Origin of the sequence: Streptomyces nogalater (assembly GCF_039532885.1) — a bacterium.
GTDB classification, from domain to species: Bacteria; Actinomycetota; Actinomycetes; order Streptomycetales; family Streptomycetaceae; genus Streptomyces; species Streptomyces nogalater.
In genome coordinates, this window is the sequence record NZ_BAAASM010000034.1 from 64,331 (window position 1) to 76,249 (window position 11,919).

General features: G+C 73.8%; 8 protein-coding genes and 1 pseudogene. 5 read left to right on the plus strand and 4 right to left on the minus strand.

Annotated elements, in window-relative coordinates:
• Positions 1-2 precede the first annotated feature (2 nt).
• Genes ABD350_RS23020 through ABD350_RS23035 form a run of 4 tightly spaced genes read right to left on the minus strand, consistent with a single transcriptional unit; the run spans position 3 to position 5,291 of the window.
• Entirely contained in the window at positions 3-257 is a 255-nt protein-coding gene (locus ABD350_RS23020; RefSeq protein ID WP_344350159.1) for an acyl carrier protein, read from the minus strand.
• Positions 254-1,954 (minus strand): acyl-CoA dehydrogenase family protein, encoded by a 1,701-nt coding sequence (locus ABD350_RS23025; protein WP_344350161.1) that lies wholly within the window; start codon positions 1,952-1,954, stop codon positions 254-256. The genes ABD350_RS23020 and ABD350_RS23025 overlap by 4 nt, the downstream gene beginning before the upstream one ends.
• Complete coding sequence (locus tag ABD350_RS23030; RefSeq protein ID WP_344350162.1) at positions 1,951-3,594, minus strand: acyl-CoA dehydrogenase family protein; 1,644 nt, start codon at positions 3,592-3,594, stop codon at positions 1,951-1,953. Before ABD350_RS23030 ends, ABD350_RS23025 begins: the two co-directional genes overlap by 4 nt.
• Positions 3,591-5,291 (minus strand): fatty acyl-AMP ligase, encoded by a 1,701-nt coding sequence (locus ABD350_RS23035; RefSeq protein ID WP_344350163.1) that lies wholly within the window; start codon positions 5,289-5,291, stop codon positions 3,591-3,593. The genes ABD350_RS23030 and ABD350_RS23035 overlap by 4 nt, the downstream gene beginning before the upstream one ends.
• A gap of 391 nt (positions 5,292-5,682) precedes the next feature.
• On the opposite strand from ABD350_RS23035, the pseudogene ABD350_RS23040 reads away from it, so the two are divergent.
• The 5 genes and pseudogenes from ABD350_RS23040 to ABD350_RS23060 all read left to right on the plus strand — a co-directional run.
• Positions 5,683-6,564, plus strand: a pseudogene (locus ABD350_RS23040) (ATP-binding cassette domain-containing protein); the annotation flags it as partial.
• Positions 6,561-7,361, plus strand: coding sequence for an ABC transporter permease (locus ABD350_RS23045; RefSeq protein WP_344350166.1), 801 nt, complete (start codon positions 6,561-6,563; stop codon positions 7,359-7,361). The pseudogene ABD350_RS23040 and the gene ABD350_RS23045, both read left to right, overlap by 4 nt.
• Positions 7,362-7,465: 104 nt before the next feature.
• Positions 7,466-8,170, plus strand: a complete 705-nt coding sequence (locus ABD350_RS23050; protein WP_344350167.1) for a thioesterase II family protein — start codon at positions 7,466-7,468, stop codon at positions 8,168-8,170.
• Positions 8,171-8,178: 8 nt separating this feature from the next.
• Positions 8,179-9,003, plus strand: a complete 825-nt coding sequence (locus ABD350_RS23055; protein WP_344350168.1) for an SDR family oxidoreductase — start codon at positions 8,179-8,181, stop codon at positions 9,001-9,003.
• Positions 9,004-9,110: 107 nt separating this feature from the next.
• Positions 9,111-11,702, plus strand: coding sequence for a non-ribosomal peptide synthetase (locus ABD350_RS23060; protein ID WP_344350174.1), 2,592 nt, complete (start codon positions 9,111-9,113; stop codon positions 11,700-11,702).
• The last annotated feature ends 217 nt before the right edge of the window (positions 11,703-11,919 follow it).

Sequence of the window (11,919 nt, forward strand, 5' to 3'; positions counted from 1 at the left end):
GGTCAGGCCTTCTCCTCGATGAGTGCGGTGAGTGCCGCGGCGAGCTGGTCGATGGTGGGGTGGTCCCAGGTCGTCTCGGGCGGCAGCACGAGGCCGAACTCGTCCTCGATGTCGGCGGAGACGGCCAGCGCGGTGAGCGAGTCCAGCCCGTACTCGGACATCGGCAGGGTGGTGTCGATCTCCTCGGGGGTGCGGCGCAGATAGGTCGCCACCCGCCCGGTCAGCCAGGCGCGGACGTCTTGGGTGCCAGAACTCATCGTGTGTTCTCTTCTCGGTGGAGCAGCGGGCGGGCGGCGAGGCCGAAGGAGCGGTGGTCGCGGTGGCGGGCGAGGAGCTCGTCGAAGAGCGCGTCCTCGACCGGTCGGGGAAGCGGGGAAGGCCGGCGGGTGCGGTGGGCGGCCGCCAGTGTCCAGGCGGGGCCGGCCAGGAAGGGGTCGGTGGTGTGGCGCTGGATCTGGAGGCAGCAGACGCGGGTGAGCAGGGTGCTGTACCGGTCGGCCAGGTCGTAGGTCGCGGGCGAGGCGTCGACGCCCCATTCCGTGACGGGCAGCGCGGCACAGGCCCGGGCGAGCGCGCCGAGTTCGGCGAGGTCCGCCTCGGCGACGGCGCGTACCTGCCGGCAGGCGCCGTCCCAGGGCCCGTCCAGCGCCGCCGCCAGTGAGGCCGCGAGGGGGTCGCGGCCCGCCGCCTGCAGGGCCAGCCGGTCGTAGCGCAGCGCCGGGAGGTCCGCGTCCAGGGCGAACAGTGCGTCCGGGGCCGGGGCGCCGCCGGTCCACGAGCGTCTGGCGAGCAGCGGCAGCTGGGGCAGCAGGCTCATCTGGCAGGCGGCCCGGGCGATGTGGCCGAAGCCGACCGGCGCCAGGTCGCGCAGCAGCTTCTGGAAGATCGCGCTCGGTCCCTCGCGCAGGTAGAAGTGGGCTCCGAGCAGTTCGGCGAGCCGGTCCACGGCGTCCAGCAGCAGCTTGGACACGGTGTACTTGACCACGGCCGAGTAGACGCTCGCGGACTGCGGCACCAGGTGCAGGGCGCGGGTGCCGACCGCGCCGACGGCCTCGGCCCGCAGCAGGTCGGCGAAGACGCCGGCCAGCACGGAGCGCACGTGCGGGATGCCGATGGCGGGGCCGCCGTACAGGGTGCGGGACGACAGGTGGCCGACGGCTGTCCGCAGCGCGGTGTCCAGCACTCCCGAGGCCATGGCGGGCAGGGTGGTGCGGGTGATCTGGAGGGCTTTCAGGGCCGTCTCCAGTCCGCTGCCGACCGGTCCGAGGACCGCCGTGCGGGGCACGCGCACCGCGTCGAACTCCAGGCCGCCGAGCTGGATACCGCGCATGCCGACGGTGCCGAACCGGGGCAGGTCGCGGATTCCGTCGCCGGGCAGGGCGGTCCGGTCGACCAGGACGAGGGAGTGGCTGCGGGGGCCCGGCCGGGGGTCGGTCCGGGCGAGGACGACCAGGGCCTTTGCCCGGCTGATGTTGGTGACGACTTCCTTGCGCCCGCTCAGGCGCAGGTGGGCGCCGTCGGCCGCCGCGGTGAACTCGGTGCCGGTCATGTCGTTGCCGTGGGCGAGTTCGTGGAACGCCACCGCGACCCTGTGGCCGCCGAGCAGCAGGTCGGCGACCCGGGTGGCCTGCTCGGTGCCGGCGGCGGTCCAGACGTTGACGCCGGCGATGAACGAGCTGGCGCCGTAGCCGAGTCCGAGGACCGGGTCGCGGCGGTAGACGGTGCGCATCACCTCCACGAGGTGGTCCGCCCGGGTGAGCCGGCCGCCGTACTCGGGCGGCACGAACTCCGCGTTGAGGCCGTAGGCGTCCAGGGCGCGTTCGCCGGCCGTCGGCATCTCGCCGCGCTCGTCGGCGTCGAGGACCGCGCGGGTCCCGACCGGGTTGGCCGGGTCCGCGGGGTCGCCGAGCAGGCGGTCGAGAGCGGCGACGCGCTCGGGGACGACAGGGGTCACGGGGCACCGTCCAGGAGGCTGAACGCGGGGCCGGCCCAGTCGAGGAGGGTCTGGGCCAGTTCGTCGTAGGCCGGGTCGTCGGGCAGGTCGAGGAGGTGGGCCAGACAGGCGCGCAGCCGGTGGGCGTCGTCGTCGGGGGCCGCGGCCGGGCGCCCGGCCTGGCTCAGGAAGAGGTGCAGGCAGGCGGACGCCGCGTACAGGCGCTCGTACCGTTCGGCGAGGGTGAACGCGGTGCTGGGGAGTCCGCCGCCGACGGGTACGAAGTCGGCGAGGTCGGCGGCCAGTTCGCCGCAGCGTTCCAGCACGGCCTCGGCGAGCGCGGTCAGTCGTGGGTGGCCTTGCGCGCGGATCTCCTCGACGGCCGCGGGCAGGCTCTGTACGACGCTGCATCCGGTGGCCGAGACGAGGGTGAGGCGGGCCGGGTCGAGCGGGGCCGGCGGGAGGGAGGGGTCGGCCGCGGCGCGCACTCCCCGGGTGTCGGCGCTGCCGCGCCGCAGCAGCCGTCCCAGCCGGGGCGTCTGGGTCAGCAGCGCCGTGCGGTTGACGACCGTGCTGCCGTCGAAGATGGCGCAGATGCGGTGGTCGCGCTCCAGCTTGGCGAAGCCGCCGCCGGGCGGGGTGGTGAGGAAGCCGCGGACGCCGAGGACCTCGGCGAGCCGGCCGAGCGTGTCCTGCACGGTGGTGGGCACGTACGCCTTGGCGATGGCGGAGGTGACGGAGAGTTCCCCGGGCAGGGCGTGCACCGAGCGGGTGGCCAGGATGCTCACGGCCTCCGCGGTGAGCACGGCGGCGGCGGCCCGGCCGAGGATCCGGCGGACGTGCGGGAGGGAGCCGAGCCGGCGTCCGTACAGTTCGCGGCGCGTGACGAAGTCCCGGGTGAGCCTCAGGGCGTGGTCGGCCGCGCCCAGCGAGAGCCCGACGCAGGCGGTGCGGGTGAGCTGGAGGGACTTCAGGACCAGGGCGATGCCGTCGCCGGGCCCGCCGATCAGCGCGTCGGCGGGGACCTGGGCGCCGTGCAGGACGAAGCCGCTGATGTCGGCTCCCCGGATGCCGTGCGTGCGGACCTTGGGGAGCACCTGCCAGGCGCCGGGCGGCAGCCGGTCGCGGTCGACGAGGAAGAGACCGAACCCGCGGCTGCCGCCGGCGGGGTCGGTGCGGGCGAGCACACAGCCGAGCCGGGCCCGGCCGGCGTTGTTGATCAGCCACTTCTCGCCGTCGAGCCGCCAGCCGCCGTTCTCCTCCCCGGTGGCGGTGAGTTCGCCCGCCAGGAGGTCGCTGCCGTGGTCGCGTTCGGTCAGCCCCCAGCACACGGGGTGCCCCTCGCGGACGCGCTCCGCGAGCTCGCGGGTCTGTTCGGGCGAGCCGGCGATCCACACGGGCACGGAGCCGAGGAAGGTCTTGCCGTGCGCGATGGCCACCGTCAGATCGCGCCGGGCGACGGTCCTGATCAGTGCGACCAGGGCGGGGAAGTCGCGGTCGGGGGTGAGGACGTAGGAGGCGGCCAGCCCGGCGTCGTCGAGGACCGCGACCGCGTCGGCGGGGAAATCCTCGCGGTCGTCGAGCGCTCGCAGGGCCTCCTCGGCCCAGGCGCCCGACTCGTGCCCGGCGAGGACGCGTTCGAGCGCGGCCGCGCCGATCACCGCTCCTCCTGCCGCGCGCGTGCGTCCAAGGCCGCGGTCAGGTGGGGGTCCTCGCTGGTGAGCAGGGGTTCCAGGGCCCGCTCCAGATAGCGTGAGCGCATCGCGGACCGCTCCACCTTGCCGCTGGTCGTGCGGCGGATGCCGCCGGGCCGGAGCAGCAGGACGGCGGCGACGGGTACGCCGAACTCCCTGGCCACGGTCAGCTTCATGGCCGCGGCCAGCTCGGTCATCCGCTCGGTGCCCCAGTGCCCCCTGATCTCGTGCAGGACGACGACCGACTCGCGGGACCCGGTGCCGTCGTCCCAGCCGACGGTGAAGACGGCTCCGTGCAGGCTGCCGAGTTCCCCGTGCTGGGCGCGGAGTTCGGCCTCGATGTCCTGCGGGTGGATGGTGCGGCCGTGCAGGATCAGCACGTCCTTGCGGCGGCCGGTGACGAACAGGTCGCCGTCCAGCAGTCCGCCGAGGTCGCCGGTGCGCAGGAAGGGGCCCTGTCCGTCGGCGCCGGTGGCGCCGAAGGCGGCCTTGGTGGCCTCGCTGTTCGCCCAGTAGCCCGCGGCCACGCTCGGTCCGCTCAGCCAGATCTCCCCGATCCGGCCGGCGGGCAGTTCCTGGCCGCTGTCCGGGTCCACGACGCGGACCGACTGGCCGGCGCTCGGGCCGCAGCCCACCAGGTTCCGGGCGGGCGCGCCGGGGGCGGCCCGCCGCAGGACGTTGCCCTCCAGGGCGGCCGTGTCCACGCCGGCCACGAACGGCGGGCGGCCGCCGATACCCGTGGCGAGCAGTGTCGACTCGGCGAGCCCGTACATGGGGACGATCGCGTCGGGCCGGAACCCGGCGGCGGCGAAGCGCGCCGCGAAACCGGTGACGGTGTCGGCGCGGACCGGTTCGGAGCCGTCGACGGCGGCGCGCACCCGGCTCAGGTCGAGGCCGGCGAGCTGGTCGTCGGTGACCCGGCGCAGGCACAGTTCGTAGCCGAAGTCGGGTGAGGCGGTGCCGTTGACGTCGTAGGCGTCCATCATCTGGAGCCACTGGTGCGGGCGGCGCAGAAAGGTCATGGGGTCCATCTGGACGTAGCCGTCGCAGCGCAGGACGCCGGGGAGCATCAGCCCGATCAGGCCCATGTCGTGGTAGAGGGGTATCCAGCCGCCCAGGCGGTGGCCCGGGCGCAGTCGCAGCGAGCGCACCACGGCGTCGACGTTGTCCAGCAGGTTGCGGTGCCGGACCATGACGCCCTTGGGGCTGCCGGTGGAGCCGGAGGTGTACTGGAGCAGGGCGAGGGCGTCGGGGTCGCCGGGCACCCTGGGGCGCCATGCGCCGGGATCGTCGTCCGTCTCGTCCGTCTCGTCGGTCGAGTGGGGGACGAGGTGGGTGAGGCCTTCGTCGGCGGCCCACTTCCCGACCTCCGGCAGTCCGCGCCGGTCGCTCAGCACGACGGTGGCCCGGGCGTCCCGGGCGATGCGGGCGAGCCGCCGGCGCTCGTGCCGGTAGCGTCCGGGCAGCGGGCCGGGGACCGCTATCAGTCCGGCGTACAGGCAGCCGAAGAACGCGGCGGTGAACTCGACGCCCGGCGAGTACAGCAGCAGGACCCGGTCGCCGGGCTCGGTGCGCCCGGCCAGCCACACCGCGATGCCGCGGGCCCGTGCGTCCAGTTCCGCGAAGGTCAGGGACTCGTGGTCCCGGGCCTGCGGGTCCCGCACGAAGATGACCGCATCCCTGTCCGGAGCGTTCCCGGCATGTTCCCGGAGAACGGACACGAGGTCGGCACCGGACACCAGACCGCCATTCACGCGAAAAGCACCACCCAGCTGTTCAGAAGGGTCCACTGACCATGCCGAAGCCCGGATATGACGCCCGGGACCCGGCGACTGGAGACTAAGCAGAAACGAACTAGGGAAATCATTAGTCTGTGCATCACATGCAAGTTGCACCTTCCTGACGGAACCTGCTACGTTCCGGCCGCAGCACGTGTCTGCGCGCAAGGACCAGAAAACGAGTAGGTCTGCCGTGAACCCCACAGAAGACGAACCGACGGTTGTCGTCGAGGGAATACAAAGAAGGCATAAAGACATCTGGGCTTTACGGGACGTCAGCCTTCACATATCAGCCGGCGAAATATTCGCCCTGCTCGGTCCGAACGGAGCCGGCAAGACGACACTCGTCCGCATTCTCAGCACCCTTCTGCGTCCGGACGGCGGCCATGCGAGAGTGGCCGGCTGGGACGTCGTGGCGCACCCCGCGCGCGTACGTGCCGCGACCGGGCTGGCCGGGCAGTACTCGACCGTCGACGGCATGCTGACGGGAATCGAGAATCTGTCCCTCATCGCCCGGCTGCGCGGCCTGGACCGGCGCACGGCCCGGCGGACGGCCGGGGACCTCCTCGACCGGTTCCGGCTCGCGGACAGCGGCGGCCGGCTGGTGAAGACGTACTCCGGCGGCATGCGCCGGCGCCTGGACCTCGCCGCTTCCCTGGTGGGCGCTCCCCCGCTGATCATCCTCGACGAGCCGACCACCGGGCTGGACCCGAAGAGCAGGATCGACACCTGGGACGCGGTCGGCGAGCTGGCGGCGGGCGGCACCACGGTGCTGCTCACCACCCAGTACCTGGAGGAGGCCGACCGGCTCGCGGACCGGATCACGGTCATCGACCACGGCAGGGTCGTGGCGGCGGGCACCAGCGACACGCTGAAGGCCGCCGCCGGAAGCCGCCTGGTCGTCGTGGTCGCCGAGGACCACGAGGTGCCGGCGGCCGTACGGGCCGCGACCGCCGCCGGGGGTGCGGCCCCCTTGGTCGACCGCCGCTACCGCCGGGTCGAGACGGCCGTCACGGACGGGCAGTCCGCGCTGGCGCGAGCGCTGTCCGTGCTGTCGGACGAAGGGGTGGAGGCGCTGGAGGTGGGACTGGGCCGGGCCACGCTCGACGACGTGTTCCTGGCCTTGACCGCCCGGCGGCACCCGGCGGCCGCCCGGTGAACGCGCTGCTGCGCGCCGGCCGGGAGGGCGCCGACCTCGCCTGGCGCAACCTCCTCCATCTGCGCCGCACCCCGACCGCCCTGATGGGCAGCCTGGTGGAGCCGGTGATGTTCGCCCTGCTCATCGGCTATGTCTTCGGCAACAGCCTGGGCGGGGCGCCGTACCGCGCGTACATGGTGGCGGGGCTGCTCGCCCAGACGGTGACCTTCGGTACCGCCGTCACGGCCCTCGGGCTGGCCAAGGACCTGCAGGAGGGCACGGTCGACCGGTTCCGCGCGCTGCCCATCTCCCGGGTGGCCCTGCTGCTCGGCCGGACCGCCTGCGACCTCACCACCTGTGTCGCCGGCGTGCTGGTGACCTCGTTGTGCGGGCTCGCGCTGGGCTGGCGGCCGCTCAGCGGGGCGGCGCACACCCTGGCGGGTTACGCGCTGCTCGTCCTGTTCGCCTTCGCCATGTCCTGGGTGGGCGCCTTCATCGGCGTCGTCGCGCCCAACGTCCAGGTGGCCGCGAGCCTCGGTCTGCTCTGGATGTTCCCGGCGAGCTTCGTCTCCTCCGGCTACGTCTCGACCGCCAGCCTGCCCGGACCGCTCGCCGCGGTCGCCGCGTGGAGCCCCATCACCGCGGTGTCGAACGCGCTGCGCGAGCAGTTCGGCACCCCCGTCCCGCCGGGCTTCTCCCGGCCGCACGGCTGGCCCGTGGACCATCCCGCCCCCTATCTGCTGCTGTGGTCCGCGGGGCTGCTCGCGGTCTTCGTGCCCCTGGCGACGGCACGCTTTCGCGACAAGACACGAGGGTGACGGTCGCCTCCAGTCGGCCCGCGGGTTAAGGCCACGTTAATTTCAGTCGCCATCCTTCCTCATCTCCGTCCCATCCGATCCGCCACTTCGGAAAGCGATCCGCCGTGCCTCCAGAAAACCTGCGCACCACCCTCGTATGCCTGCCGTTCGCCGGTGCGGGTGCCTCCTTCTTCCGCCCCTGGTCACAGCTGAACGACTCGCTGGAAATCATTCCGCTCCAGTTGCCCGGACGGGAACGGCTCATCGACTCGGCTCCCTACCGAGATGTACGGGAAGCGACCGAGGGGCTTTTCCAGGACCTCGTCGGGCAACTCGGCGACAGGCGCCGACTGGCTCTTTTCGGCCACAGCCTCGGCGCGGTTCTCGCCTATGAACTCGCCCACCGGGTGACCGCCGCCGACGATCTTCAGCTCCTTCGGCTGTTCGTCAGCGGCTCCCCCGAACCCGGCACCCCCCGGACGCGCCGGGCCACCGGGCTGCCCGACGACGCGTTCCTGGCCCGGGTGAGCGAGTTCGCCGGCTACAGCCACGAGGCGCTGGACGACCCGGAGATGCGGGAGCTGATCCTGCCGACCCTGCGGGCCGACGTCGAGTTGCACGAGAGCTACACGCCGGGCACGAACCGGCCGCTGGACGCGTCCGTCACCTCGATCCGCGGCACCGACGACGCCCTGGTCGGCTCCGACGCCGCCGCCGGCTGGGCCAAGGTGGCCGGCCGGGACTTCGAGTACGTCGAGATCCCCGGCGGCCACATGTACCTGACCGACCGCGCGCCGGCCCTGCTGCGGCTGATCGCCGGCAGTCTCTGAGGAGCGCCATGCGTCTGACCGGCAAGACCGCCGTCATCACCGGAGCCGCCCGCGGCCTCGGCCGGGCCACCGCGCTGGCCTGCGCCGCGGAGGGCGCGGATCTGGTCCTGCTCGACATCTGCGCCGACCTGCCCGGCGTGCCCTACCCCCTGGGCACGCCCGGGCAGCTCGACCACACCGCGGCCCTGTGCCGCGCCGCCGGCTCCGCCGTCCTCACGGCCGCCGCCGACATCCGGAACACGGCCTCGGTCCAGGAGGCGATGGCGGCCGCGTACGACCGGTTCGGCCGGATCGACGTCCTCGTCAACAACGCCGGTATCGCGGCGCCGTCCGGCAAGCGGGTCCACGAGATCAGCGAAGCGGAATGGGCGCTGATGATCGATGTCGACCTCTCCGGGGCCTGGCGGATGATCCGCGAGGCCGGCCGGGCGATGTGCGCCCAGCGCTCGGGCAGCATCGTCAACATCGCTTCCACGGCCGGGCTGGTCGGCTACCGGCACTTCGCCGGTTACGTCGCCGCCAAGCACGGCGTCATCGGCCTCACCAAGGCCGCCGCCCTCGACTACGCGCCGATGAAGGTGCGGGTCAACGCCGTCTGCCCCGGTTCGGTACGGGATGAGGCGTCGGCCGAGGGCCGGATGCTCGCCGAGATCGCCCGGGCGCTGGACGTCCCCGTCGGCGAGCACGAGCAGGCGTTCACCGAGGCGCAGCCCATGAACGCGCTGATCGAACCGGAGGACGTCGCCGCCGCCGTCGTCCATCTCGCATCCGACGGCTCCCGGCAGGTGACCGGGTCCGTGCTCACCGTCGACGGCGGCTTCACCGCCCGCTGATTCACCGCCCGCTGCGGCAGAAGGGACATCCCGTGCAAGGCAACAGGGGCTCAGCGTCCGGGACGGGGGCGCGGTGCCACGCCGTCCTGGTCCGCACCACCCGGCCGGTGGACACCGCCGCGCTCACCGCGTGGCCGGCCGGCCTCCACGGCACCCGGCTGTGGGTGGAGGACCTGCCCGTGTCCTCCACGCATCCGGCGGCCGAGCGCCGCCGTGCGCTCGAACTGGGCCGGCCCGCCGGCACCGCCCGCGGTGTGCTGCTGCGCTGGGCGGACGGCGTGGCCGAGCTGGTGGTGGTGGCGCGGCGGGAACTGCTCGACCGGGCGGCACTGCTGCGGCTGTCCACCGGGGCGGACCCCGGGCAGCCCGCCCATCCCCCGCCGGCGGACGTGGCCGTGGCCGACTCCGGTCCCCCGTGGGGGCTGGGCGAGGAAGGCCCGGCGGATCCGGCGGCCTTCCGGATCGCCCTCACCGCCGACGAGGCGGGTGACGAGCGCAGCTGGCTGACCGCGCTCGCCGTCACCCTGCACCACTACGACCCCGAGCAGGCGCCGGTGATCGGTACGCTCCGGGGCGCGGTGACCGTGTCCCCGGACGGGCCGCTGCGCGCGGTCGAGACGCGGCCGACCGACCGGCCCGCCTTCGCGGGGCTGCTGTTCGACGGTGCTCCGGGCCCGGGTACCTACGTCCCGTGCCTGGCACCGCCGTTCCCGCTGACCGTGTCGGTCTTCCAGGACGGCGGCGGCCGGTGGCTGCGCTGCGACCACCTGCCCGGCCGTGTCGCCCCCGAGATGGCGCGGCAGTTCGTCCGGCACCTGACCGAGGTGCACCGGCAGGTGCTGCGCAGCCCGGACCGGACGGTGGCGGACACGGAGTTGCTGGACGAGGCGGAACGGGCCAGGGTCGTCGCGCTGGGGCGCCCGGCCGCCGCCCTGGTCACCACCCCGGACACGCTGCACGCGGCGTTCCGCCGGATCGCGGCCGCCGCCCCGGACGCGGAGGCCGTCTCCGACGGAGCCGTGCGGCTGACCTACCGGCGGCTCGACGAGCGCTCGGACCGGCTGGCAGCCGGGCTGCGCGCTCTCGGCGTACGGGACGGCGACCGGGTCGGGGTGTGTCTGCGCCGCACCGCCGACCTCGTCGTCACCCTGCTCGGCGTGCTCAAGGCGGGCGCCGCCTATGTGCCCACCGATCCGGCCTACCCCGCCGAGCGGCTGCTGCACACCGCGCGGGACGCGGGCCTCGCCGTCGTCGTCACCGATCCGGCGGACTTTCCCGCGGGGTCCGGGGCGGTGGCCGTCTCCCCGGACGAGCTGCTCGCGGCCGGCGAGGGCGGGGCGCCCCGGTCGGCGGTGACGCCGGACGATCCGGCGTACGTCATCTACACCTCGGGGTCCACGGGCCGGCCCAAGGGAGTCGTGGTCCCGCACCGCAACCCCGTGGCGCTGATCGACGCCACCCGGGGGCCGTACGCGCTGGGCCCCGCGGACGTGTGGACGTTCTTCCACTCCAGCGCGTTCGACTTCTCCGTCTGGGAGATCTGGGGTGCCCTGCTGACCGGCGGCCGGGTCGTCGTCGTGCCGTACGACGTCTCCCGGGAGCCGGACCGGTTCCGGGACCTGCTGCGGGCGGAGGGCGTCACCGTGCTCAGCCAGACGCCTTCCGCCCTCGCCCAGTTGCTGGACGTGGACCACACAGGCCTGGACGTACGGCTCGTGGTGCTCGGCGGGGAACCACTGGACGCGCGGATGCTGCTGCCCTGGTTCGACCGGCACCCGGAGTCCCGCTGCCGGGTGGTCAACATGTTCGGCATCACGGAGACGACGGTGCATGTCACCGCGCAGACCCTCAGCCGTCGGCTGGCCCTGGCCGCCACCCGTTCGGTCGGACCGGCACTGCCCGGCTGGCACCTGTACGTGACCGACCCGGCCGGCCGGCTGCTGCCGCCGGGGGTCGCCGGGGAGATCCGTGTCGGCGGCGCCGGGGTCGCCCTGGGCTATCTGGGCCAGGAGGAGCTGACCGCCCGGAGGTTCGTGCCCGACCCGTTCACCGGGGGCAGGCTGTACCTCAGCGGCGACCGCGGGCGGCTGCGGCCGGACGGCACCCTGGACCATCTCGGCCGCCTGGACAGCCAGGTCAAGGTGCGCGGTTTCCGGATCGAACCGGACGAGATCCGCTCGGTGCTGCTGGAGGACCCGAGGGTCCGGGCGGCGGCCGTGGTGGTGCGCCGCGACGACCCGGCCGACGCGGCCACCGCGCGGCTCGACGCGTACGTGGTGCTCACCGAGGACGGCGACACCGCCCGGATCCACGCGCGGGCGGCCGGCATACTCCCCGCGTACATGGTCCCGGCGACGGTGACGGCGCTTGCGGCGCTGCCGCTGACCGCGAACGGCAAGCTCGACACGGCCCGTCTGCCGGAGCCCGTGCCGACCCGGGCCGCCCCTCCCAACGCTCCGAGCGCGGCCGGCGACGACCTCACCGCCCGGCTGAGCGCGGTGTGGAGCAAGGTGCTGGGCGTGCCCGTCGGACCGGACGACGACTTCTTCGAACTCGGCGGCAACTCGCTCTTCGCGATCCGTATCGGCACGGCGATGCGCGCCGAGGGGCTGCCCGCCGTACGGCTGAGGGACCTGTACCGCCGGCCGACGGTCCGGGCCCTGCTGGCGGACCTGACCGCGGAGAGGGGCGCCGGCTGATCCGAGCGCGTCGCGTCCCGGTACGGCCACCGGGACGCGACGCGTATGTGCCCCTCCCCCGCACCGCGCTCACCCCGGGCCGGCGCCGTCGTCCGACCGCCGGCCCGGGGCGGGCGCGTCCGGGCGTTCCGGCACGTGATTCCGCCGAAGCGGCCCTAGGCCGTTTCTTTCAGATCATCGGATCGTTGGTCTGGGTGTGTCGTTGACTGACGCCCAG